This is a genomic window from Streptomyces sp. URMC 123 (assembly GCF_051386515.1).
Taxonomy (GTDB): Bacteria; Actinomycetota; Actinomycetes; order Streptomycetales; family Streptomycetaceae; genus Streptomyces.
The window spans coordinates 1-23,283 of record NZ_JBPQTV010000031.1 but is presented as its reverse complement, the minus strand read 5'-3'; the positions used below and the strand labels follow the sequence as shown (position 1 = coordinate 23,283).

20 protein-coding genes and 3 pseudogenes are annotated in these 23,283 nt (G+C 74.9%); 14 read left to right on the top strand and 9 right to left on the bottom strand.

Annotated features, from left to right (window positions below):
* Positions 1 to 32: 32 nt before the first annotated feature.
* Positions 33 to 467, bottom strand: a complete 435-nt coding sequence (locus tag ACSNOD_RS06840; RefSeq protein ID WP_436765842.1) for an ankyrin repeat domain-containing protein — start codon at positions 465 to 467, stop codon at positions 33 to 35.
* A 316-nt stretch (positions 468 to 783) separates the two neighbouring features.
* On the opposite strand from ACSNOD_RS06840, the gene ACSNOD_RS06835 reads away from it, so the two are divergent.
* Together ACSNOD_RS06835 and ACSNOD_RS06830 are read left to right on the top strand one after the other, a co-directional pair.
* Positions 784 to 978 carry a hypothetical protein gene (locus ACSNOD_RS06835; protein ID WP_436765841.1) on the top strand — a complete coding sequence of 65 codons (195 nt, stop codon included), beginning with the start codon at positions 784 to 786 and terminating at the stop codon, positions 976 to 978.
* Positions 979 to 1,017: 39 nt separating this feature from the next.
* Positions 1,018 to 2,658 (top strand): hypothetical protein, encoded by a 1,641-nt coding sequence (locus ACSNOD_RS06830; protein WP_436765840.1) that lies wholly within the window; start codon positions 1,018 to 1,020, stop codon positions 2,656 to 2,658.
* Positions 2,659 to 2,776: 118 nt separating this feature from the next.
* On the opposite strand, the gene ACSNOD_RS06825 is transcribed toward ACSNOD_RS06830, so the two are convergent.
* Positions 2,777 to 4,282 carry a PLP-dependent aminotransferase family protein gene (locus ACSNOD_RS06825; RefSeq protein WP_436765839.1) on the bottom strand — a complete coding sequence of 502 codons (1,506 nt, stop codon included), beginning with the start codon at positions 4,280 to 4,282 and terminating at the stop codon, positions 2,777 to 2,779.
* Between the two features lie 238 nt (positions 4,283 to 4,520).
* Between ACSNOD_RS06825 and ACSNOD_RS06820 the strand changes: the two genes are divergently transcribed.
* The 4 genes from ACSNOD_RS06820 (at position 4,521) to ACSNOD_RS06805 (ending at position 8,358) form a co-directional block, all read left to right on the top strand.
* Positions 4,521 to 5,273 (top strand): YczE/YyaS/YitT family protein, encoded by a 753-nt coding sequence (locus tag ACSNOD_RS06820; protein WP_436765838.1) that lies wholly within the window; start codon positions 4,521 to 4,523, stop codon positions 5,271 to 5,273.
* A 5-nt stretch (positions 5,274 to 5,278) separates the two neighbouring features.
* Complete coding sequence (locus ACSNOD_RS06815) at positions 5,279 to 6,043, top strand: glycerophosphodiester phosphodiesterase (RefSeq protein ID WP_436765858.1); 765 nt, start codon at positions 5,279 to 5,281, stop codon at positions 6,041 to 6,043.
* A 128-nt stretch (positions 6,044 to 6,171) separates the two neighbouring features.
* Positions 6,172 to 7,692: an MFS transporter gene (locus ACSNOD_RS06810; RefSeq protein WP_436765837.1), complete on the top strand. Its 1,521-nt coding sequence runs from the start codon at positions 6,172 to 6,174 to the stop codon at positions 7,690 to 7,692.
* 291 nt (positions 7,693 to 7,983) lie between these two features.
* Positions 7,984 to 8,358 (top strand): RNA polymerase-binding protein RbpA, encoded by a 375-nt coding sequence (locus tag ACSNOD_RS06805; protein WP_356193356.1) that lies wholly within the window; start codon positions 7,984 to 7,986, stop codon positions 8,356 to 8,358.
* 198 nt (positions 8,359 to 8,556) lie between these two features.
* Here the strand turns inward: ACSNOD_RS06805 and fxsA are convergent, their stop codons facing one another.
* On the bottom strand, positions 8,557 to 9,201 hold the full coding sequence (gene fxsA / locus ACSNOD_RS06800) for an FxsA family membrane protein (RefSeq protein WP_436765836.1): 645 nt from the start codon (positions 9,199 to 9,201) through the stop codon (positions 8,557 to 8,559).
* 238 nt (positions 9,202 to 9,439) lie between these two features.
* On the opposite strand from fxsA, the pseudogene ACSNOD_RS06795 reads away from it, so the two are divergent.
* A pseudogene (locus ACSNOD_RS06795) lies at positions 9,440 to 9,622 on the top strand (WhiB family transcriptional regulator); the annotation flags it as partial.
* Positions 9,623 to 9,666: 44 nt separating this feature from the next.
* On the opposite strand, the gene ACSNOD_RS06790 reads toward ACSNOD_RS06795, so the two are convergent.
* Positions 9,667 to 10,647, bottom strand: coding sequence for an LLM class F420-dependent oxidoreductase (locus tag ACSNOD_RS06790; protein ID WP_436765835.1), 981 nt, complete (start codon positions 10,645 to 10,647; stop codon positions 9,667 to 9,669).
* A gap of 46 nt (positions 10,648 to 10,693) precedes the next feature.
* Between ACSNOD_RS06790 and ACSNOD_RS06785 the strand changes: the two genes are divergently transcribed.
* A complete protein-coding gene (locus ACSNOD_RS06785) occupies positions 10,694 to 11,356 on the top strand; it encodes an HAD family hydrolase (RefSeq protein WP_436765834.1) in 663 nt (220 codons plus the stop codon).
* 219 nt (positions 11,357 to 11,575) lie between these two features.
* On the opposite strand, the pseudogene ACSNOD_RS06780 reads toward ACSNOD_RS06785, so the two are convergent.
* From ACSNOD_RS06780 to ACSNOD_RS06770, 3 genes and pseudogenes are all read right to left on the bottom strand, one after another.
* Positions 11,576 to 12,343 (bottom strand): annotated as a pseudogene (locus ACSNOD_RS06780) (polyprenol monophosphomannose synthase); the annotation flags it as partial.
* Between the two features lie 593 nt (positions 12,344 to 12,936).
* Complete coding sequence (locus ACSNOD_RS06775; RefSeq protein WP_436765857.1) at positions 12,937 to 14,472, bottom strand: amidohydrolase; 1,536 nt, start codon at positions 14,470 to 14,472, stop codon at positions 12,937 to 12,939.
* A gap of 407 nt (positions 14,473 to 14,879) precedes the next feature.
* On the bottom strand, positions 14,880 to 15,320 hold the full coding sequence (locus ACSNOD_RS06770) for an Lrp/AsnC family transcriptional regulator (protein WP_436765833.1): 441 nt from the start codon (positions 15,318 to 15,320) through the stop codon (positions 14,880 to 14,882).
* 243 nt (positions 15,321 to 15,563) lie between these two features.
* Here ACSNOD_RS06770 and ACSNOD_RS06765 point away from each other — a divergent pair, with 243 nt between their 5' ends.
* Entirely contained in the window at positions 15,564 to 16,037 is a 474-nt protein-coding gene (locus ACSNOD_RS06765; protein ID WP_436765832.1) for a hypothetical protein, read from the top strand.
* A 187-nt stretch (positions 16,038 to 16,224) separates the two neighbouring features.
* On the opposite strand, the gene ACSNOD_RS06760 is transcribed toward ACSNOD_RS06765, so the two are convergent.
* Complete coding sequence (locus ACSNOD_RS06760) at positions 16,225 to 17,400, bottom strand: acyl-CoA dehydrogenase family protein (RefSeq protein WP_436765831.1); 1,176 nt, start codon at positions 17,398 to 17,400, stop codon at positions 16,225 to 16,227.
* A 494-nt stretch (positions 17,401 to 17,894) separates the two neighbouring features.
* Between ACSNOD_RS06760 and ACSNOD_RS06755 the strand changes: the two genes are divergently transcribed.
* Complete coding sequence (locus ACSNOD_RS06755; protein WP_436765830.1) at positions 17,895 to 19,229, top strand: glycoside hydrolase family 18 protein; 1,335 nt, start codon at positions 17,895 to 17,897, stop codon at positions 19,227 to 19,229.
* A gap of 161 nt (positions 19,230 to 19,390) precedes the next feature.
* Here ACSNOD_RS06755 and ACSNOD_RS06750 read toward each other — a convergent pair whose 3' ends face one another.
* The gene (locus ACSNOD_RS06750) at positions 19,391 to 20,044 is read right to left on the bottom strand and encodes a TetR/AcrR family transcriptional regulator (RefSeq protein ID WP_436765829.1); all 654 of its coding nucleotides are present in this window, start codon (positions 20,042 to 20,044) and stop codon (positions 19,391 to 19,393) included.
* Between the two features lie 404 nt (positions 20,045 to 20,448).
* Between ACSNOD_RS06750 and ACSNOD_RS06745 the strand changes: the two genes are divergently transcribed.
* The 4 genes and pseudogenes from ACSNOD_RS06745 (at position 20,449) to dhaM (ending at position 23,236) form a co-directional block, all read left to right on the top strand.
* Positions 20,449 to 20,958, top strand: a complete 510-nt coding sequence (locus ACSNOD_RS06745; protein ID WP_436765856.1) for a DUF6230 family protein — start codon at positions 20,449 to 20,451, stop codon at positions 20,956 to 20,958.
* Positions 20,949 to 21,941: a DUF6114 domain-containing protein gene (locus tag ACSNOD_RS06740; RefSeq protein WP_436765828.1), complete on the top strand. Its 993-nt coding sequence runs from the start codon at positions 20,949 to 20,951 to the stop codon at positions 21,939 to 21,941. Before ACSNOD_RS06745 ends, ACSNOD_RS06740 begins: the two co-directional genes overlap by 10 nt.
* A gap of 107 nt (positions 21,942 to 22,048) precedes the next feature.
* Positions 22,049 to 22,693 (top strand): annotated as a pseudogene (gene dhaL, locus ACSNOD_RS06735) (dihydroxyacetone kinase subunit DhaL); the annotation flags it as partial.
* A gap of 111 nt (positions 22,694 to 22,804) precedes the next feature.
* On the top strand, positions 22,805 to 23,236 hold the full coding sequence (gene dhaM, locus ACSNOD_RS06730; RefSeq protein ID WP_436765855.1) for a dihydroxyacetone kinase phosphoryl donor subunit DhaM: 432 nt from the start codon (positions 22,805 to 22,807) through the stop codon (positions 23,234 to 23,236).
* Positions 23,237 to 23,283: the final 47 nt, after the last annotated feature.

Genomic DNA, 23,283 nt, shown 5'->3' with positions numbered 1-23,283 from the left:
CCCGTCGGCCGCCGCCCGCCGCCGGCCGCCGGTCACGCGCCGCCGAAGAGCTCCACCAGCTCCGTCTTGCCGAACATCCGGGCCGTGTCGAGGGCCGAGGGGGTGCCGGCGGCCGGGTCCGCTCCTCCGTCCAGCAGGGCCCGTACGACCTCCTCCTCGCCCTTGAAGACGGCGCCGGCCAGGGGCGTCTGGCCCCGGTCGTTGGCCCGGTCCGGGTCGGCTCCCCGGGCCAGCAGCGCGCGCACGGTGTCGGCGTGGCCGTGGTAGGCGGCCAGCATGACCAGGGAGTGCCCCTGGTCGTTCATGAGGTCGACCGGGACGCCGGCGTCCACGTACGCGCCGAGGGAGTCCGTGTCCCCGGTGCGCGCCATCTCGAACACCCTGGTCGCGAGCTCGATGACGTCCGGGTCGGCGCCCTGTCCGGGAGGGCTCGGCGTCCGCGGTTCGGGAGTGTCCGGAGCGGTCATCGGATGGTCCACCTTTCCCAGGCAGCGTCGGCTGCGTCCGTACGAGTGATTCGCCAGCGTACTGCCGAGGTGGCGACATGAGCGGGACCCGGCCCGGCAATGATCAGCGCAGGCCCACCGGTCCCGGCGGGCCGGCCCCGCGCCGGCCGCGAGCCCGTGGCACGGAGGGCCCGCGGAGCGGTTCGGACCGGCTGCACCACCCGAGTGAATATCATGACAATCACCCATTTGCACCTTTCATACCTTGATGCGCGCTGTGAGTCTGGGGGTACCGACGGTGACCGTCCCCACCGTCCGACCGACCAGGAGAGAGCTCATGGTGCTGTCCATCTCGGGCGTCGTACTGCTCGCCATCATCGTCTTCCTGTTCTTCCGCAAGGACGGGCTGAAGGCGTCCCACGCCGTGGTCTGTGCGCTCTTCGGCTTCTTCCTCGCCGGCACGGCCATCGCCCCCAGCATCAAGGCGGGCAGCGCGAGCCTGGCCAGCCTGCTGGGCGGGATCAAGTTCTAATCCGGCGCGGGCCCGCCCCGCGAGACCCAGGAGGCCGACATGGCCCGGCGCCTGCTGCCCAGCGTCCTTGACCCCGGCCCGCCGATCGCCCGCGGCCGCGAGTTCGTGCGGGTCGCCGCCGACGGCGCCGCCGATGTGCTGCACCCGCTGATCGTGGTCAGCCGGGGGCTGGCCCGGCTGCTGGGGGCCGGCCGGCGCCGCTGGACGGCCACGCCCCAGGAGCGGCGCGGCACCGCGCTGTTCCTGGCCGCGACGTGCGTCGTGGGGGTGGCGCTCGTGCCGTACGGGCCACTGGTCGCGCTCGTCTCCGTGATGGCGGCCGCCGCCTGGGCGGGCCGCGACCGCACGGGGTTCGGCCGGGGCGTGGCCGGCCTCGACGAGGAGCGGCTCCAGGCGCTGTACGAGGGCCTCGTGCCGTACTTCTCCTCCCCCCTGGACCCGGCCCCGCTCTACGCGCCCGGCGGCGACTGGCAGGCCGCGCTCCTCGATTACGAGTTCGACGACAGCGGTCGGCCCGCCCGGCTCGTCCTGCGCTACCCGCCCTACTTCACCGACGGCGAGCCCGAGGCGCGCGCCCGGGTCGAACAGCTGCTGGCCGCCAAGTGCGGGCGTGGGCGCGAGTATCTGTTCCTCTGGGACGAGGAGAGCAATCAGCTGGAGATGGTCGTGCTGGAGGCGCTGCCCGCGGACATCCGGGCGCAGCGGTTCGTGACCGCGCCGGGCGAGACGGTGCTGGGCTTCACCGACCCGGAGGCGGTCCGGCGCACCCTGCCGGTCGTTGTGGGGCCGTACGCGCCGGCCCGGCTCGACGACGGTCGCGGGCACGACGTGCGGGACGTGCCGCCGGTGGTCTGGCGGACCGGGCCGCGCTCCACCGAGCCGCATCTGCTCGCGCTCGGCCACGGCGGCTCCGGCACCACCACCCTGCTGCGCTCCATCGCCCTCCAGGCCCTGCAGGACGGCGAGGTGCTGGTGATCGACGGCAGCGGGACCGCCGAGTACGCGTTCCTGACCGGCCGCCCCGGGGTCCTGGCCGTCGAGTCGGGGCTCAGCGGCGCGCTCGCCGCGCTGGAGTGGGCGTCGCACGAGACGGAGCGGCGGCTGATCGCCACGCACCGCGCCCGTCAGGTCGGCCAGGGAGCGCCCGACGACGTCCGCCGGCCGATGTGGATCGTCGTCGACCGGCCGAGCGTGCTGGGCCAGCTCGCGGCGGCGGAGGAGCGGGCCGATCCGCAGGAGCTGCTCCGGGTGCCGCTGCGGCACGGCCGCTCGGTGCACGTCACGGTGGTGGTGGCCGAGCAGTTCGACGGCGCGGAGGCGCTGTCGGAGACCGTGCGGGCGCACACCAGGGCCCGGGTGGTGCTGGGCGCGGCCACGCCCGCGCAGATCCGCGCCGTGCTGGGCGCGCCGCCGCACACCACGCCGCCGCCCGAGGTGCCCCCGGGCCGCGGCTACGCCCGCCTGGGCGACGGCCCGGTCCTCCGCCTCCAGGTTCCGGCGACGCCCGACCCGTACGACGACGGCACGAGCGAGCCGGAGCGCCAGGCGGTGCTGGGCCTGCTGGCACAGAGACAGGACGGATCGGGGAGAGGGCGGCCGGACGAGCCGGGGGGCTGGGACGAGCCGGAGGGGCCCGAGAGGCCGGAGAGAACCGCCACCCGGGTCCCGTACGACCTCTGAGAGCGTCCGCCCGCTGGGGCCCGACTTCCTGGGGACGCCCGGCTCAGGAGCGCCCGGCTGCCCGGGGGCCAGGCCCCTGGGGGTGTCGGACCCCTGGAGCGTCAGGCCCCTGGGGGCGTCAGGCCACGAACGTGCGGGGGGTGTCCACGCCCGCCGGTGAGCCGGACTCGACCAGCCGGGCCGCCGCCGCCAGGCGGGCGGCGGCCGTGTCGGCGACCGCCCCGCCGACCGTGAACGGCAGCCGTACGAAGCCCTCGAACGCGCCGTCCACGCCGAACCGCGGCCCCGAGGGCACCCGCACCCCCAGCCGTTCGCCCGCCTCCGCGATCCGGGAGCCGGAGAGCCCTCCGGTGCGGGCCCACAGCGTGAGCCCGCCGTGCGGCACGGCGAACTCCCAGTCGGGCAGGTGCCGCCGGACCGCGGCGACCAGCGCGTCCCGGTTGCTCCTGGCCTGGTCGCGCCGGACGTCGGCGGCCGCGGCCCAGCCCTCCCCGCCCAACAGCCAGGTGACGGCGAGCTGTTCGAGGACGGGTGAGCCGAGGTCGGCGTAGGCGCGGGCGGCCACGAGGCTGCGGATGACGTCGGGCGCGGCGCGGACCCAGCCCATGCGCAGCCCCGCCCAGAACGCCTTGCTCGCGGAACCGATGGTGACGACCGTGCCGCCGGCGGGGTCGAACGCGCAGGCGGGCGGGGGCATCTCGACGCCCTCGTCGAGCACGAGGTCGGCCATGGTCTCGTCCACGACGAGCACCGTGCCCGCGGCGCGGGCGGCCTCCACGAGCTGCCGGGGCTGGCCCTCGTCGGCCAGCGCGCCGGTGGGGTTGTGGAAGTCGGCGATCGCGTACGCCATGCGCGGCGCCGCGTCCCGCAGCACCTGCCGCCAGGCGGGGAGGTCCCAGCCGGCGAGGCCGTCGGCCATGGCGACCGGGACCAGCCGGGCGCCGGCCTCCCGCATCAGCTGGAGCACATTGGCGTAGGAGGGCGCCTCGACGGCGATGCGCTCGCCGCGCCCGGCGAAGAGCCGGCAGATGGCGGCGACCGCCCCCATCGCCCCCGTGGTGACCATGATCTGTTCGGGCATGGTGGGGACGCCGCGCGCGGTGTAGCGGTCGGCGAGCGCCTGCCGCAGCACGGGCAGGCCGGCCGGGTAGTCGCCGTGGGTGTGAGCGTAGGGCGGCAGTTCGTCGAGGGCGGCGCGGAAGGCGCGGCTCAGCCAGGGCTCGGGGGCCGGCAGGGCGGCGCAGCCGAGGTCGATCATGGTGCCGGCGGCCTCGGGCGGCAGGGGGTGCAGGGCCCGGGTCGGCAGCGGGCTGCCCGCGGGGACCGCCGTCCAGCTGCCCGCGCCGCGCCGGGATTCGAGGAACCCCTCGCCGCGCAGGGCCTCGTAGGCGGCGGCGACGGTGGTCCGGCTGACGGCGAGCGCCGCGGCCAGCTCCCGCTCGGCGGGGAGCCGGGCGGCCACCGGGACGTGTCCCTCGAGGACCAGCAGCCGCACGCTGTCGGCGAGCGATCGATAGGCGGGCACCCGCCGGCCGCCCGCGGCTCCGTCGCGGAAGGGGCCCTGGCGGCTGCCGAGTTGCCGGGCGAGCTGCGCGGCACCGACCGTGGAGGTCCACTGACCCATTTCAGCGGTCCACCTTTCGGGAATTGGCTCTGGATCATCACCTCTGACAGGCCACAGGGTGTCACGAGTCAGGCCACTACGACCACCCCGAGGGGGCACGACCTTGTCCGCACCGACCGGTCCCCTGTCCGGCGACCCCGCCGGACCGCACCCGTCCACCGCCACCGCCGCCGAATCCGCCGGACCCGACCCCTCCGCCGTTGTCGAATCCGCCGGACCCGCCGGGCCGGGTACTCCCGTGCCACCGGAGCCCGCCCGCCGACTGCCCCGGCGCCTCCTCCAGCTCTACGGCGGGCTGGTGCTCTACGGGGCCAGTGCCGCGCTGATGGTCCGCGCCGATCTGGGGCTCGACCCGTGGGACGTCTTCCACCAGGGCCTCGCGGAGCACACCGGGCTGTCGATCGGCGCGATCTCGATCCTGGTCGGCGCGGCGGTGCTGCTGCTGTGGATTCCGCTGCGCCAGCGCCCCGGCCTGGGGACCGTCTCGAACGTGGTGCTGGTGGGCGCCTCCATGGACGCCACCCTGGCCCTGCTGCCGACGGTGCCGGCCCTGGCGGCGCGCGTGCCGCTGCTGGCTCTGTCCGTGGTGCTCAGCGGGGTCGCCACCGGTCTGTACATCTCGGCCCGCTTCGGCCCCGGCCCGCGCGACGGGCTGATGACCGGGCTGCACCGGCGCACCGGGGTCTCGATCCGCCTGGCGCGGACCGGCCTGGAGGTCGCGGTGCTGGCGGCCGGCTTCCTGCTGGGCGGCTCGGTGGGCGTGGGCACGGTCGTGTACGCGCTGAGCATCGGCCCGCTGTCGCAGGTGTTCCTGCGGGTCTTCGCGATCCCCGGGGCGGACGCGGCCCGTCCGCCGGTCGCGCGCGGCGGACCGGGCGGCCACGGCGGGCAGGCTCCCCACGACGGGCCGGGCGGCCACGGTGAGCAGGCCACCCACGACGGGCCGGGCGCCGAACGGGCCGGCGCCGGGCAGGCGATACTTCCCGGGTGACACCGATCCCCCGCCCCCGCCACCCCTTCCTCGACCATCCCGCGCCGCTCGCCTTCGCCCACCGGGGCGGGGCCGCGGACGGCCTGGAGAACACCGTCGCCGCCTTCGGCCGCGCGGTGGCCGCCGGCTACCGCTATCTGGAGACGGATGTGCACGCCACCGCGGACGGCGCGCTGGTCGCCTTCCACGACGCGACCCTGGACCGGGTCACCGACGCCCGGGGGCGCATCGGCGCGCTGCCGTGGAGCGTGGTGCGCCGGGCGCGGGTGGGCGGCACCGAACCGCTGCCCCTCTTCGAGGACCTGCTGGAGGAGTTCCCCGGGGCCCGCTGGAACGTGGACGTCAAGGCCGAGGCGGCGCTGGCCCCGCTCCTGGAGCTGATCGCCAAGGCCGACGCCTGGGACCGGGTGTGCGTGGGCTCCTTCTCCGAGTCGCGGGTGGCGCGCGCCCAGCGGCTGGCCGGGCCGCGGCTGGCGACCTCGTACGGCACCCGCGGGGTGGTGGGGCTGCGGCTGCGCGCGTACGGGCTGCCGGCCACCGCCCGGCGCACGGCGGTGGCGGTGCAGGTGCCGGAGCGCCAGTCGGGAATCCGGGTGGTCGACCGCTCCTTCGTCCGGGCCGCGCACGCCCGTGGCCTCCAGGTGCACGTGTGGACGGTGAACGAGGCGGAGCGCATGCGGGCGCTGCTCGACCTCGGCGTGGATGGCATCATGACCGATCACATCGACACGCTGCGCACGGTACTCACCGACCGGGGTGCCTGGGTCTGACGGCCGGTCGGGAGGCTACGGCCGGCCCGGCTGCTCTCGCCCGCCCCCACCCGTCGGCTCGTGGCCGGACACATCGGCCACGGTGACAGCGATGGCGACGGGGACAACGGGGATCGAAGGGGGCCCGCATGGGCACGGACACGGTGGGCACGCCCGGAGCGTCGGTTTCCGGCGGCGCGGGCCCGGCGAGCCACGGCGGCACGGACGCCGCCGGCGGCGGCGCGGGCACGGACCGGGGCGGTGGCGGCACGGCGGACGGGCCGGCGCCCGGCCCCGCGCCGGGCACGGCGGAGCGGCGCCGGGAGCAGCGCGGCTGGTACTTCTACGACTGGGCCTGCTCGGTCTATTCGACGAGCGTGCTCACGGTCTTCCTGGGCCCGTATCTGACGGAGGTCGCCAAGGCCGCCGCGGACGCGGACGGCTTCGTCCATCCGCTCGGCGTCCCGGTGCGCGCGGGCTCCTTCTTCGCCTACGCGGTGTCGGCCTCCGTGCTGCTCGCCGTGCTGGTGATGCCGATGGTCGGGGCGATCGCGGACCGTACGGGCCGCAAGAAGCCGCTGCTGGCGGCCGCGGCCTACCTGGGGGCGGGGGCCACCGCCGGGATGTTCTTCCTGGCCGGGGACCGCTATCTGCTCGGGGGCGTCCTGCTGGTGATCGCCAACGCCTCGCTGGCGGTCTCCATGGTGCTCTACAACGCGTTCCTGCCACAGATCGCCGAACCGCACGAGCGGGACGCGGTCTCCTCGCGGGGCTGGGCGTTCGGCTACGCCTCGGGGGCGCTGGTGCTCGTGGCGAACCTCGGGCTGTACGCGGGCCACGAGACGTTCGGGGTGTCGCAGGAGATGGCGGTCCGCCTCTGTCTGGCGTCGGCGGGGGTGTGGTGGGGCGCGTTCACGCTCGTGCCGCTGCGCAGGCTGCGGGACCGGCGCGTCGCCGGGGCCGCCGCCCCGGGGGACGGCGGCGGGGCGGAGACCGGCGGCGGTGCGGTGGCCGGCGGGGCCTCGCTGGGCCAGGGCTGGCGGCAGCTGGCCGCGACGCTCAAGGACATGCGGCGCCATCCGCTGACGCTGATGTTCCTGCTGGCGTATCTGGTCTACAACGACGGCGTGCAGACGGTGATCTCGCAGGCGTCGGTGTTCGGCTCCCAGGAGCTGGGGCTCGACCAGACGACGCTGATCGTGGCGATCCTGCTCGTGCAGGTGCTGGCCGTGGTCGGGGCGCTGGGCATGGGCCGGCTGGCGCGGCGCCACGGCGCGAAGCGCACGATCCTGGGCGCGCTGGTGGCCTGGACGCTGACCGTCGGGGCGGGGTACTTCCTGCCCGCCGGCGCGCCGGTGTGGTTCTTCGCCCTCGCGGCGGCGATCGGCCTGGTGCTGGGCGGCAGCCAGGCGCTGTCCCGGTCGCTCTTCTCGCACCTGGTGCCGCCCGGCAAGGAGGCGGAGTACTTCTCCGCGTACGAGCTGAGCGACCGCGGCACCAGCTGGCTGGGCCCGCTCCTGTTCGGCCTCGCCTATCAGCTCACCGGCAGCTACCGCGACGCCATCGTCTCCCTGGTGATCTTTTTCATCGTGGGCTTCGTGCTGCTGGCCCGGGTGCCGGTGCGGCGTGCGGTGGCGGCCGCCGGGAACCCGGTGCCGCGGCGGGTGTGAGCCCGGCCGAAGACCGCCCCGGGAGGGCCGATTTAGGGGTTGTGCGCGCGGGCCGGTAGTGTACGCCCTTGACCCGCCGGGTTGACCGTTACTGCGCGCTAAAGAAACTTGAACGCTGGGTGACATCTGCTGTCAGATGTGACAAACCGGGCGCTGGTGGGTACAACAAGGGGCGGCACGACGGGCGACGCATGTCCCGGATCGGGAATCTTCACCGCCCACCGGACGTTGACCGGATGACGACGACAGCGACACCTGTCCTGTGGGCGAGAAGCCCGGGAGGCACGATTCATGAGTGAGCGAGCTCTCCGCGGTACGCGACTCGTGGTTACCAGCTACGAGACCGACCGCGGCATCGATCTGGCCCCGCGCCAGGCGGTGGAGTACGCATGCCAGAACGGACATCGATTTGAGATGCCGTTCTCGGTCGAGGCGGAAATTCCGCCGGAGTGGGAGTGCAGGGCCTGCGGCGCCCAGGCACTCCTGGTGGATGGCGAAGGCCCCGAGGAGAAGAAGGGCAAGCCCGCGCGTACGCATTGGGACATGCTCATGGAGCGGCGCACCCGCGAGGAGCTGGAGGAGGTGCTGGCCGAACGGCTGGCGGTCCTGCGCTCCGGTGCCATGAACATCGCCGTGCATCCGCGGGACAACCGCAAGTCCGCGTGACCCCCTGCGGGGTCGCTCCACGCTGACACGACGAGGTGGGGTCGGGACTTCCTTTCCAGGAGTCCCGACCCCACCTCGTCGTTTTTCCGTGACGTTCCGCTCACGGGGCGCGCACGCGCACTCGGCGGCGCGCATGCTCAGCGCGCGCACCCAGGCGCGCATCGAGGCGCACACCCACCGCGCCCGCCGCCGGCCGGCTCACCGCCGGTCGAGGGGGCCCGCGCCGCCGCCATGCGCCCCGCCCTGCCCTCCGCCGCGCTCCTCGTCGCGGACGACCTCGCCCGGCACCACCTTGCCGTCCGGGCGGTGGATGCGCGCCTGCTGAAGGACGTCCTCCAGGCCGCCGGGGGCGGCCGCGCGCATCCTGCGCTCCAGCGACCGCTCCACCCGGCGCCGCAGCAGCGCCCGCGTGGGCGGGAACAGGCACAGCAGCCCGGCCACGTCCGAGAGCAGTCCGGGCACCATGAGCAGCAGTCCGCCGAGCATCGGCAGGGTGGTGCCGCCGCTCTCGGAGCCGGAGGCGGGCGCCCCGCCGACGCCGGCGTCCTCCCGGTCCCCGTGGCCTCCGGGGCGGGCGGCCGCCGCGCCCTGCGCCCGCTGGAGGTTCGCCGTCAGCCCGCGCCAGGCCCGCCGGCCGGCCCGCTTGATGGCGATCGCGCCCAGCACCACGCCGGCGAGCAGCAGCAGGAAGACCGTCAGCCCGCCGGCCGCGTCGGCGACGAGGCTCAGCAGCCAGACCTCCAGCACCACCCAGGCCACGATGCCCAGGGGCACCAGGGTGCGGGCGCGCGAGCGGCGGGGGCGATTGCGGGACGGGGTCGGGTGCGGTGCGCCGGTGGTCATGTCCCCAAGTGTGCCTGGCCGGGCCGGGAAACCGGGCCCCGGGGCCGCGCCGGGTCGTCGAAGAGGGCGCCTCTTCGACGGCCGGTCCGCGCATCGTGGCCCGGGGTGCGGGTACGCGAGCAGCGGAAGGGATCGATCCACGGTCCCCAGGCCCGATAGGGGCGCGACATCGACGCGCGAGGGAACGGCGCGGAATCGAGGCGTCCGAGAGCGTTGCGCGACGGAACGGAGTGGACCCATGGACTGGCGCCAGAGTGCCGCCTGCCGCTACGAGGACCCTGACCTTTTCTTCCCCATCGGCACCTCGGGCCCCGCCGTGATGACGGTGGCGGCCGCGAAGGCGGTGTGCCGCCGGTGCCCGGTGCGCGACCAGTGCCTGGACTGGGCGCTGGACCACGAGCAGGACAGCGGGGTGTGGGGCTGGTGGCGGGGGCGACGCGTGGCCGGGCGGCCGGGGCGCCGGCGTCAGTCGTCGGAGGGAGACAGCTCCCGCAGCGCCGGCAGCAGCGTGCTGCCGGCCCACTCCAGGAAGGCGTGCTGGCTCTCGCCGCCGATCTGGACCAGCGCCACCTCGGTGAAGCCGGCCTTGATGAACTCCCGGACGGACTCGACGTAGCGGGAGACGTCGTCACCGCAGGGGATGGCCTCGGCGACGTCCTCGGGCCGGACGAACTGGGTCGCGGCGGCGAACGAGGTGGGGCCGGGGAGCTCGGCGTTGACCTTCCAGCCGCCGCCGAACCAGCGGAACTGCTCGTGCGCGCGCCGCACCGCGGCGTCCCGGTCCGGGTCGTAGCAGACCGGGACCTGTCCGACGCGCGGCTTGCCCGCGCCGCCGTGCCGCTCGAAGGACTGGACCAGCTCGGGGCGGGGCTCCGTGGCGATCACCAGATCCGCGAGGCGGCCCGCGATCTCGCAGGACTGCTCGCCCGAGACGGCGATCCCGATGGGCGGCGGCTCGTCCGGCAGGTCCCAGAGCTTGGCGGAGTCCACGTCGTAGTGCGGGCCGTGGTGGTTCACATAACCGCCCTCGAAGAGCGCCCTGATGATGGACACCGCCTCCTCGAACATCTCCTGGCGCACATCCGCGGACGGCCAGCCGCCGCCGATGATGTGCTCGTTGAGGTTCTCCCCCGACCCCAGACCGAGGCGGAAGCGGCCCTCGGAGAGCAGCTGCACGGTGGCGGCCTTCTGGGCGACGACCGCCGGGTGGTAGCGGAACGTCGGGCAGGTCACGTACGTCATCAGCGGGATGCGCGAGGTGGCCTGCGCGGCCGCGCCCAGGACGCTCCAGGCATAGGGCGAGTGACCTTGGGAAGCGAGCCAGGGAGAGTAGTGATCCGAGGTGACGGAGAAGTCGAAGCCGACCCGTTCCGCGGCCACGACATGCTCGACGAGCTCGCGCGGTCCCGCCTGTTCGGTGAGCATCGTGTATCCAATTTGCACCATAGGTGCGGAATTCCCGTCAGTCGCGAAGGCAAACCTGGAGGACCCCATGGCACGGCGCGGAGCAGCGGTTTTCGATGTCGACGGCACCCTGGTCGACAGCACGTACCTGCACACGGTCGCCTGGTGGGAGGCGATGCGCCAAGCGGGTCGCCGGGTGTCGATGGCCTCGATCCACCGGGCCGTCGGCATGGGCTCCGACCACCTGATCGGCCATGTGCTGGGCGGGCGGCCCGACGCGGCCGAGGCAGAGGCGATCAGTGCCGCGCACCGGACCCTCTACGCCGAGTACTGGACCCGGCTGGCGCCGCTGGAGGGCGCCGCGGATCTGCTCCGCGCCTGTGCCGACCGCGGCTGGACGGTGGTGCTCGCCAGCTCCGCGCACGGCCAGGAACTGGAGGTGATGCGCAACGCGGTCGGGGCGCACGAGGCGGTCTCGGCGGTCACCAGCTCCGACGACGTGGGGGCGTCCAAGCCCGCCCCCGACCTCGTACGGCGGGCCCTGGAGCAGGCCGGCGCCCAGCCGGACGCCTCGGTCTTCGTCGGTGACACGGTGTGGGACGTGACGGCCTGCGAGCGGGCCGGCGTGCCCTGCCTGGGGGTGCTCACCGGCGGCGTGTCCCGGGCGGAACTGCTCGAGGCGGGCGCCGTCGCGGTGTACGAGGGGCCCGCCGAGCTGCTGTCACGAATCGACGGGAGTCTGCTCGCCTAGGCCCTTGTCCTTGCCCTGGCCGGCGGGCTTGGCTCCGCCGCCGCCCTTGGCCTTGCCGCCGCTCCTGGCCTGAGCGCTGCCCTCGGCGCCGCCCTGGGCCGCACCGCCGCCCTGGGCCTGGGCCTGAGCGCTGCCCTCGCCGCCGCCCTGGGCCTGACCGCTGCCCTCGGTCCGGCCGCCGGACCGGGCCCGGCCGCCGCCCCGGGCGTCCCCGTGCCCGGCGCCCTTGGCGCGGCCCAGCACCCGCTCGACCCGCGATCCCACACCCCAGGCGGTCACCCGCCACAGCGCCTCCACGAGGATGTCGCGGCTCATCTTGGAGTCGCCGAGCTCCCGCTCGACGAAGGTGATGGGCACCTCGACGACGTGGTAGCCGGCCGTGATCGCGCGCCGGGCGAGGTCGACCTGGAAGCAGTAGCCCTGGGACGCGACGTCCTCCAGCCCGAGGCCCTCGAGGGTCTCCCGGCGGAAGGCGCGGTAGCCGCCCGTGATGTCGCGCAGCGGCAGGTCGAGGGCCAGGCGCGAGTAGAGGCTGCCGCCGCGGGAGATGAACTCGCGGGACTTGGGCCAGTTCACCACCCGGCCGCCGGGCACCCAGCGCGACCCGAGAACGAGGTCGGCGCCCTTGAGCGCGGTCAGCAGCCGGGGCAGTTCCTCCGGCTGGTGGGAGCCGTCGGCGTCCATCTCGACGAGGACGCCGTAGTCGTGCTCGATGCCCCAGCGGAAGCCCGCGAGATAGGCGGCGCCCAGTCCCTCCTTGCCCTTGCGGTGCAGGACGTGGACGTGATCGTCCTGGGCGGCGAGCTCGTCGGCGGCCTTGCCGGTGCCGTCGGGGCTGTTGTCGTCGGCGATGAGGATGTGCGCGTCGGGCACCGCCGCCCTGACCCTGGCCACGATCGGCCTGATGTTCTCCGCCTCGTTGTAGGTCGGAATGATCACCAAGGTCGTGCCGAGCGGACCGTACTGCCTTTGACCGCCGTCGTTCACTGCTGCCCCTTCTCGTTCGTTCGCCCTCGCCCGTCGTACCGCATCGCGGCGGTGCGGGACGAAAGCCCCACCATAGCGAGCGACCGGTCCGGACCTGCGCCGACGCGGTCGGCACGGGCCGTGTCGCCCCGCGCCGGGAGGTTCTCCCGGCCGCCGCCACCCGGTCGGGCGGGGGCCGGTGGGCCGGGAACGGAACCGGGGCCCGGCGCTCTTCGGGCCGACCTGGGACCCGCTGGCTGCGGGTCGACCGAGAGCCGTTGTCTACTGAGCATCCGGGCCCCTCCCGGGTCGCACCTGCCGGCCGGGCCACTGCCTTCCCTCGCCCCCGTGGCGCGCGCGCTGGACCTGGCTCCCGGTGCTGGGGCGCCGTGCGGCGCGCCACCCCATGGCCCAGCGGCGTTCGACGACTGCGGGAGGTGTGCGGCGGCCGGACGTCCCGTGGTGGACCCGGCCGAACCTACCGGCCGCCGACCGCTTCCTGTCAACAGCCGTACGACCTGCGGGAATTCTCCGTTCCGCGCGATCGACGGGGAAGATCCGCAGGTGGCGCGCCGGGCCGCCGGCGCCGACCGGGTGCGCGCCACCCCGGTACGTCACTCGTTCGGCCGTGCGAAGACCGTGCGCCCGCCCACCACGGTGCGCAGACAGACCGGCAGCGGGTGGCCGGGGGTGAGGTCGGGCAGGCCCGGGGTGCCCGAGCGGGGGTCGGTGGACCAGCGCGCGACGCGGTCGTCCGGCGCCTGCACGACGAGGTCGCCGGTCCGCCAGACGGCGTAGTCGGCGGGGGCGCCGGGGACCAGCACGCCGGCGTCGTCCCGGCCCACGGCGCGCCAGCCGCCGCGGGTGTGGGCGGTGAACGCGGCACGCACGGAGATCCGGTGCTCGGCGGTCCGGTGGAAGGCGGCGGCGCGGACCGTGCCCCAGGGGTCGAGGGGGGTCACGGGGCTGTCGGAGCCGAGGGCCAGCGGCACCCCGGCGCGCAGCAGGGCGGCGTACGGGTTGAGGGTGCGGGCCCGCGCCACGCCCAGGCGCCGGGCGTACATGCCGTCGTCGCCGCCCCACGCGGCGTCGAAGGCGGGCTGCACGGAGGCGGTGAGGGCGAGTTCGGCGAAGGCCGCGACGGTCTCGGGGGTGAGCATCTCGGCGTGTTCGACGCGGTGGCGGGCGGCGCGCACCCGGGCGAGCCCGACCTTCTCGGCCGCGGCGCGCACCCCCTCGACGACGGCCGTGACCGCCGCGTCGCCGATGGCGTGGAAGCCGGCCTGGAGCCCCGCCTCCGTGCACGCCGTGACATGGGCGGCGATCGCGGCGGCGTCCAGGTGGGCGGTGCCGTGGTGCGGGGCGTCGGCGTAGGGCTCGCGCAGGCACGCGGTGTGCGAGCCGAGGGAGCCGTCGACGAAGAGGTCGCCGGCCGCGCCGAGCGCGCCGAGGGCGCGCACCCGGTCCGCGTCGCCGGGGCCGGTGACCGCTTCCGCCCAGTAGCCGAAGACGCGGGGGCCGCTCTCGCGCGCGGCCAGGGCCAGCAGATCGGTGAGGTCGTCGGCGCCGGAGATCTCGGGGCCGGCGCACTCGTGGACGGTGCCGATGCCGAGGGAGGCGGCGTGGCGCAGCGCGGCGCGCTGGGCGTCGGCGCGCGGCGCGGGGGTGACGGCGGCGTACGCGGCGCGCCGCGCCGCGTGGTGGGCGTCGCCGGTGAGCGGCCGGTCGGGGTGGCCGGCCAGGGCGGGTACGAGGTCGAGCAGGGCGCCGCTGACCACGGCCGAGTGCACGTCCACCCGGCTGAGGTAGAGGGGGCGGCCGCCGGTCGCCGCGTCCAGCTCCGCGCGGGAGGGGGGCCGGTTCTCGGGCCAGCGGGTGGCGTCCCAGCCGTGGCCGAGGAGCACCCGGTCGGCGGGGTGGGCGGCGGCGTGGGCGCGGACCCGGTCCAGGGCCTCGGTCAGGGTGCGGGTGCCGGCGAGGTCGAGTCCGGTGAGCGCGAGGCCGGTGGCGGTGGTGTGCACATGCGCGTCGGTGAAGGCGGGGGTGACCAGGGCGCCGTCGAGGTGGACGACCTCGTCGACGCCGTCGGCGAAGGCGTCGGCCGCGCCCTCGGAGCCGACCCAGGCGACGGCGCCCCGCTCGACGACCATGGCGGTGGCGAAGGGGTCGGCCGGGCTGTGCACGGTGCCGCCGCGCAGCAGCACCGTGCGGTCGGCGAGATCCGCGTCGGTCGTCGGGAGGGGGGTCGGTGGGGTCGGGTCGGTCACTGCTGATCGCCTCGCGGTGTCGGGCCGGTGTTCGTCGTGTGCCGCTCCGCGCCCGGGGCCGGGAGGACCGGAGAGGCCGGTCGCGCCCGGGACCGGAAGGACCGGAGAAGCCGGAAGACCGGTGAGAGGGGCCCGACGGCTCGGCACGCCCTTAGTTTCGCGCCCGCGCCGGGCCGGCCCGCACGCGGGGTGCCGAAGGGGCCGCGCGGGCGCGGCCCACGACCGGTTCCGGAGGTCGGCCGGGGACCGGCTCCGGACGTGAGCCGCGGACCGGTTCCGCCGAGGCCGTCTCAGACGCGGGGCGGGCGGGCCTCGTAGGGCGTGGAGAGCACCACCGTGGTCCGGGTGGAGACCCCGGCCAGGCTGCGGATGCGGGAGAGCAGGTGCTCCAGCTCCAGCGGGGTGGCCACGCGCACCTTGAGGATGTAGTTCTCGTCGCCCGCGACGCTGTGACAGGCCTCGATCTCGGGCACGTCGGCGAGCCGCTCGGCGATGTCGTCGGGCGCGCTGGGGTCGAACGGTTTGACGGAGATGAACGCGGTGAGCGGCAGCCCCACGGCCTCGGGGTCGACGACCGCGGCGTAGCCGCGGATGACGCCCCGCTGCTCCAGCCGGCGGACGCGCTGATGCACCGCCGAGGTGGACAGGCCGGTGGCCTTGCCCAGGTCGGTGTAGCTCATCCGCCCGTCCTTGACGAGCAATTCCACGATCTGCCGGTCCAATTCCTCCACAGCGGATCAACCTACAGCGCGCCCGTCCTCTTGGCACACCTGACGGCCGCACCACTGCGCCGGGAGCACACCGGCACGGCCGGGGGCGGTTCGGGAGCGTTTCACGAGCCGCGTGTGACGAATGCCACATGTTTCACCTCCGCTCGCGGAGAGTCGTGCGATTACCTCGGGGACGGCGCGGGAAATGCTTGCTGTGGTCGAGGCCGCGGTCCCTGGTCGGCCCACCCGAGGGGGAGAAACACCATGCGTAGCCTGAAGCGCCCCAGTCACGAGGACACAGTTCAGCCCGTGTCGGCGGGCCCGGAGTTCGAGCCGGACGGCGCCGCCGACGAGCCCGGCGACCCGGACGAGGACAGTGCCTACGAGGTCTACGAGCTGTACGAGATCTTCCGGGTGGTGTGCCCGGACTGCGCGCGGCCCATCGCGCTGCTCGCCGACGAGGACGTGCTCCCCGAGCACGCGCTCTGCCCCACGCCCTGGAACCCGTTCGGCCTCACCGTGTGCCCCGGGAGCGGGCGCACGGTCGCGGACGCCTCGCCCGCGGACGACTCGGCCGACGCCCAGGAGCAGGACGCCGCGCTGCTGCTGACCCTGCCCGAGGGGCTGGACTGGCGGACCCAGCCGTTCTCCCACGTGGGCGGGCCGGGCTCGCGCCCGATCAAGCGCCCGTTCCCCGTGCCGCGCCGCCGCCGCGGCCGGGCCCGGGAAGACGCCTGAGCCTGACGGCCCAGGAGCCGAGGACGAGGGGGGTTCGCCCCGGGGGCCCGCCCCCGGGGCGAACCCCTCGCTCGTTCGGCCGCGGCGCCCCGGCGGAGGTCGCTCCGCCCTCCGGCCCGGTCAGTGCCGCGAGCACCGCGCCGGCGGGCCCCGTCAATGCTTCGACCGCCGCGCCGGCGGCCGAAGGTCAGTGCTTCTCGGGCCCGAGGAGATGGCGGGCGACGACCATCCGCTGGATCTGGTTGGTGCCCTCGACGATCTGCAGCACCTTCGCCTCCCGCATGAACCGCTCCACCGGGAAGTCCGCGGTGTAGCCGTAGCCGCCCAGCAGTTGCACGGCGTCGGTGGTGACGCTCATCGCCGTGTCGGTGCAGAACAGCTTGGCCATGGCGGCCTGGTGGGAGAAGGGCCGGCCGGCGTCGCGCAGCCGGGCCGCCGACAGATAGAGGGCGCGGCCGGCGGTGATCCGCGTGGCCATGTCGGCGAGCATGAACCGCAGACCCTGGAAGTCGGAGATCGGCCGGCCGAACTGCCGCCGCTCGGTGGTGTAGCGCAGGGCCTCGTCCAGGGCGGCCTGGGCGACCCCGATGGCGCAGGCGGCGATGCCGAGCCGGCCGGAGTCGAGCGCGGAGAGGGCGATGGCGAAGCCCTGGCCCTCGTCGCCGAGGCGGCGGAGGTCGGGCACCCGTACGCCGTCGAAGTGGAGTTGGGCGGTGGGTGACCCCTTCATGCCCATCTTGCGCTCGGGCGGGGCGGCGGTGAGCCCCTCGGCGTCACCGGGCACGAGGAAGGCCGTGATGCCGCGCGGTCCCTCCCCTCCGGTGCGGGCGAGCACGGTGTAGAAGTCGGCGACCCCGCCGTGGGTGATCCATGCCTTGGTTCCGGTGATCACCCAGTCCTCGCCGTCCCGCACGGCGCGGGTGCGCAGGGAGGCGGCGTCCGACCCCGAGGAGGGCTCGGAGAGGCAGTACGCGCCGAGCAGGCCGCCGCCGAGCATGTCCGGGAGGAACTCGGTGCGCTGCTCCTTGGTGCCGTAGGTGGCGAGCGCGTGACAGGCGAGGGTGTGGACGCTGACGCCGAGGCCCACGGTGAGCCGGGCGGCGGCGAGCTCCTCCAGCACCTGGAGGTAGACCTCGTAGGGCTGTTGGCCGCCGCCGTGCTCCTCGTCGTACGGCAGACCCAGCAGGCCCGAGCGGGACAGCAGGGTGAAGGTCTCCCGGGGGAAGGTGCCGGCGTCCTCCTCCTCGGCCGCCCGGGGGGCGATCTCGCGCTGGGCCAGCTCACGGACCAGGACGAACAGGTCCCGGGCTTCCTCGGTGGGCAGTTGGCGGTCCACCGCCGTCTGCGGGGCGCGGTCGGTCATGACGGGCGCTCTCCTCCCTGTCGGGCGCTGCGGCGGTCGCGCGCTGAGGGTGGTGTCGCGCCCGCCGACCTGGTGCTGCTGAGCCGATGCTGCCTCTCCGGGTCGCGGATGGGGCTGACCAGCGGCTGTGGCGGCTTGAGTATGCCCGATCAGCGGCGCTCCGTCACTGGTCGAGCCCGGTCGGCAGGGCTCCGGCACGGCCGCGGTGCGACCCGGACGCGACATCGGTGCGAGTCCGTACGGCTTCGGGGCGGCTCCGGTGCGAGTCCGTACGGCTCCGGTACGGCCCCGGCTCGGGCTCGTACGGCTCGGAGGGCGGCTCCGGCATCGCTTCGGGGGCCCGCCGCAGCGGACCTGCCGGAGATTGGTCCGAACCATTGACGCGATGGTCTAGTCCTTCTACGGTTTCGCCAACCCTCTGCGCGTTCATGTCAAAGCGCTGGGCCGTGACGTCGCATGCCCGTCCCTCGTCCCACCCCCACCGAGGAGATTCCATGCCCCAGCCACATCGGACCGTCCCACACCGCCGCTCCCGGATACGGGCGCTTCCGGCCGCCCTCGCCGCCGCCTGCGCGGCCGGGCTCACCGCGACCCTGCTGGCGGCCGTCCCCGCCGCGGCGGGCTCCCCGGCCCCGCAGAACGCGCCGGCCGCACGGGGCGCCTCGACCTCACAGGCCGCACCGGCCGCACCGGGAGCGCCGGCCGCTCCCGCCGAGAGCGCCGCCGGCGGCAAGGTGATCGGCTACTTCGCCCAGTGGGGCGTCTACCAGCGGAACTACCACGTCAAGAACATCGCGACCTCCGGCTCGGCGAGCAAGCTGACCCACATCAACTACGCCTTCGGCAACGTCAGCGGCGGCAAGTGCCAGATCGGCGACGCCTACGCCGACTACGACAAGTTCTACGACGCGAACGCCAGCGTCGACGGCTACCCCGACAGCTGGGACGCCGGCGCGCTGCGCGGCAACTTCAACCAGTTGCGCAAGCTCAAGAAGCAGTACCCGCACCTCAAGGTCGTCTGGTCGTTCGGCGGCTGGACCTGGTCCGGGGGCTTCGGCGAAGCCGCCCGCAACCCCGCCGCGTTCGCCGACTCCTGCTACAAGCTCGTCGAGGACCCGCGCTGGAAGGACGTCTTCGACGGCATCGACATCGACTGGGAGTACCCCAACGCCTGCGGCCTGACCTGCGACAGCAGCGGCCCGCACGCCTTCCGGGAGCTGATGTCGGCGCTGCGCTCGCGCTTCGGCGCCAACAACCTCGTGACCGCGGCGATCACCGCCGACGCCTCCCCCGGCGGCCGGCTGGAGAAGGCGGACTACGCGGGCGCGGCCCGGTACGCGGACTGGCTGATGCCGATGACGTACGACTACTTCGGCGCCTGGGCGGCCCAGGGCCCCACCGCCCCGCACTCCCCGCTGACGTCCTACCCGGGCATTCCGCAGCAGGGCTTCAACACCGACGCCACCATCCAGAAGCTCAAGGCCATGGGCGTCCCGGCGGACAAGCTGCTGCTGGGCATCGGCTTCTACGGCCGCGGCTGGACCGGGGTGACCCAGTCGGCCCCCGGCGGCACGGCCACCGGCGCGGCGCCGGGCACGTACGAGGCGGGGTTCGAGGACTACAAGGTGCTCAAGAACCGCTGCCCGGCCAACGGGACCGTCGCCGGGACCGCGTACGCCCACTGCGGCAACCAGTGGTGGAGCTATGACACCCCGGCCACGATCGGCGGGAAAATGGCCTACAAGGACCAGCAGGGCCTGGCCGGCACCTTCTTCTGGGAGCTGAGCGGCGACACGGCGAACGGCGAGCTCATCCGGGCCATTCGCTGACGGGTCGCGGATGACGGACCGTCACCACGCGCCGTGACCTCGCGGCGTGACTGCGCGGCGTGACCTCGCGGGACGCCCTCCGGCCGGCGCCGGGGGGCGTCCCGGCGCGTCGGGCGGCGTACGGCGCCGGGCGGGCGGCGGAGGTCGCGCGCGGGCAGCGGTCAGGCGTCGGGCGGCGGGGCCGGGCAGCTCGGGTCGAAGTCCTCGACGGCGCGCAGTGTTTCCCGCAGCAGGCGCACCAGCAGCGCCACCACGGTCTCCCGGGCCGGCTCGCCCCGGCCGAGCCAGTCCAGTGTGGCGCCCTCCACACAGCTCATCCAGCCGATCAGCGCCGTACGGGCGACGGGCGGGATGTCCCGGCGGCCGTAGGCGCCCTCGGCGATCGAGCCGAGCAGCCGCTCGCGGACCCCGTCGCGCAGGGCGTGCACCTCGGCGTCGAAGCCCACGCCGCCGGCGACGATGGCCCGGTAGGCCGCCTGGTGGTGCTGGGCGTAGCGCAGATAGCCGTCGACGGTGCGCTGCACGCGTTCGGTGCGGGGCAGCTCCCGGCCGCCGTCGGCGCGTGCCACGAGTTCGGTCACCGCGTCCTCGATGATCGCGAGGTAGTAGCCGCGCTTGTTGGCGAAGTAGTAGTAGATCAACCCCTTGGCGACCCCGGCGTGCCGGGCGATGTCGTCCATGGACAGCGCGTCGTAGGACGTGTCGGCGAACAACTTCCGCCCGATCGCTATCAGTTCGGCCCGGCGAGCCCGGGAGCGCTCGCCGCCGCGCGCGGTGCGCGCCGGGGCGGCGCCGCGCTGTTGACTATTATTCAAATTCGGCCCTAGTCTCCCACTACCGCCGGACGTTCGCAGTATGACAGAGGGCTCCCGGCCGCCGATTCGCGCGTCCGAGCGCCCGTCCGCCGGCGCTTTTCCCGTTTCACCACCGCTTCGCCGTTTCATCGTTCCACCGCTCCACTGCTTCAGCGCTCCACTGCTCAGCGCTCCACCGCTCCACTGCTCCGCCGCCCCTCGGGCGGTTCTCGCACTCCCTCGCACTCCTTGCGCATCCGCACATGTCAGCGGCCGCGCGGCGCGCGGCCGGTCGATCCGCTGCACCCGGGGAGAACACCGTGAGCGAAGGCAACCGGAGCCTGCCGGAAGGCAGAACGGCATGGAAGAGGGTCGCGGTCGTGGCGACGCCCGCCGTACTGGCCGTCGGCGTGCTGGCCGGGGTGATGGCCCAGGGCGCGCTGGCGGCCTCCTTCGCGGTCTCGGGCACCAACTTCCAGGTGGCCTCCAGCAAGTTGGAGAGCAAGGGCCTGGCCTCGTACGTCCAGGTCGACCGGTCCGTCGACGGCAAGGGGCACCCGGTCGCCCTGCTGGGCATCGGTGACGCCGCCCTGGCCGACATCTGCCAGGCCGCGCGGGTGAAGACCCCGCTGGGGACGGTCGTGTTCAAGCTGACGGCCGGCGGGCCCGCGGGCCAGGTCACCGCGACCGATCTGGTGATCGACGGCGAGGACCTCGTCGGCGACGCCCGCTTCGGCACCGCGCAGATCGGCCGGGACGCCTCCACGCTCGACGCGGTGCGCGGGGTCAAGGGCGAGGCGGGGGCGTTCGGCCTCCAGGCCGGGGACATCTCGGTGGCCGGGGTGAAGTCGCACGCCTGGTCGGCGACGGGCGGCAACTTCCGGCTCAAGGGTCTCAAGCTGAATGTGAAGCTGGACGGACCGGCGTGCTTCTGAGGGCACGGCCGGGGTGGCGGGACCGCCGCTCCGCGGCCGAGTGGCGGGCGGCCCTGCGCCGTTGGCGGCGGACCCGCCCCTTCTGGGCCGGGCTGCTGCTGCTCCTGGCCGGCGCGGAGCTGGTCGCCGTGCCGCTGTCCCCGCTGACCGTGCTGATCAGCCTGGGGCTGGGGGGCCTCGCCGCGATCGGCATCGGGGTGGCGCTGTTCGCCGCCGGGCTCTTTCTCTGGTTCCTGCCGCACACCCGGCTCTACGTGGGCGTCCACGCGCTGATCCTGTCGGTGCTCTCGTTCGCCGCGACGAATCTGGGCGGCTTTCTCGTCGGCATGGTGCTGGGGATCGCGGGCGGGGCGATGGCCGTGGGCTGGACGCCGCGCGAGCGGGCCCGGCCGGAGCCGCCCAAGGCGCTGGCCGCCGTCCTGCCGGTGGTGCTGCTGCTGGCCGTCGGCGCGCCCGCGGGGGCGCAGCGGGCGGTGGCGGCCGACAGGGCCGGCGGGGCCCGCGAGGCCGTCGAGGCCGTCGAGGCGGCCGGAACGACCGGGGCGGCCGGGGCCCTCCGGGGAGGGATTCCGCAGGCGGCGCGCACCCCGCCGACCGTCACCACCTCACTGTTCGCGCCCATCGGCTTCACCCTGGCCGGGGTGGTCCGGGTGCCCACCGCCGCCGGGCCGCTCGACGCCATGGTGCTCAGAATGCGGGCCGCCTCGCTCACCGACTACCGGCTGCGCACCCGTGACGGGGGCCCGGAACTCACGCTGCGGGCGCGGAAGCTGGAGCTGAGCGGCGAGGTGACGCTCTATCTCACCCGCTTCAGCGGCTGTCTCCAGGGGCTGGTGTGTCTGACGTTCACCCCCGACACGCTGCCCGTGCCGCCGGTGGTGCCCCCGTTCGTCTTCATGACGAACGTCGACGCGGAACAGGCGCTGGTCACCTCCGACGAGATCGTCGCCGACGGGCTGGAGCTGTCCACGGTGGAGGGGTAGGCGGGCCGCGACGGGCGAGGTTCCGGTGGGGGCGGCGGGCCGGGCCGGTCCGGGCGGGAGCAGACTGGGAGCGACAGGTCGTCCGCCGCACCCGAGGAGCCCCGCCCATGACCGTCTCGCCGGGCCCGTCCACCGCACCCCTCGACACCGCGTTCTTCCGCCGCTGGCTGGACCGCGCCACGCAGGTGATCCAGCAGGAGGCCGCCCGGCTGACCGAGCTGGACTCGGCCATCGGCGACGCGGACCACGGGGCCAACCTCACCCGCGGCTTCACGTCCGCCGCCGCGGCCGTCGCCGCCGAGCCGCCCACCACGCCCGGCGCGCTCCTGGTCGCGTTCGGCAACCACCTCACCAACACCGTCGGCGGGGCCTCGGGCCCGCTCTACGGCACCGTGCTGCGGCGCGCGGGCAAGGCGCTCGGCGACGCGGAGACCGTGTCCCCGGAGGCGCTGGGCGAGGCGCTCGACGCCGCGGTCGCCGGGGTGCGGCGGCTCGGCGACTCCAGCCCCGGGGACAAGACCATGGTCGACGCGCTCGCCCCCGCGGCCGAGGCGTACGGCGAGGCGCTGCGGGCCGGTGCCGGGGCGCCGGACGCCCTGCGGGCGGCGGCGGAGGCCGCCCGGGACGGAGCGGCGGCGACCATTCCGCTCCAGGCCCGGCGCGGCCGGGCCAGCTACCTCGGCGAGCGCAGCATCGGCCACGAGGACCCGGGAGCGGCGTCCACGGCGCTGCTGCTCACCGCGCTCCACGAGGCGACGGACCCGGAGCTGTGCGGGGTCGCGGCGGAGGCGGGCGACGCCAGGGCGGCGGAGGGCGCCGGTGCCTCGGCGGGTGAGGAGACGTCTCCGGTGTACGGGGACGGGATGGCCGGCCGGGAGGCGGAGCCGCGCGTCGGTGTCGTGCTGGTGTCGCACAGCCGCGAGGTCGCGACGGCCACGGCGGAGCTCGCCAGGGCGCTGGTCGGCAGCGGCGCCCCCGCCCCGCTGGCCACCGCGGGAGGCACCGACGACGGCTCCATCGGCACGAGCGCCACGCTCATCCGCGACGCGATCAAGCGGGTGGACGGCGGCAAGGGCGTCGTGGTGGTGTGCGACATGGGCAGCGCGGTGCTCACGGTGAAGTCGGTGCTGGCGGAGACGGACGCGGGGGCGTGGGCGCGGCCGGGCCGGGTGACGATCGCGGACGCGCCCTTCGTGGAGGGCGCGGTGGCCGCGTTGGTGACGGCGTCCGTCGGGGCGGAGCTGGATCTGGTTCTGGCGGCGACGGATGATGCGCGCACGTATCACAAGGTGTGACCGGGCCGCGCGCCTACGGCGCGGGGTTTGTTCTCCCGCCCACCCAC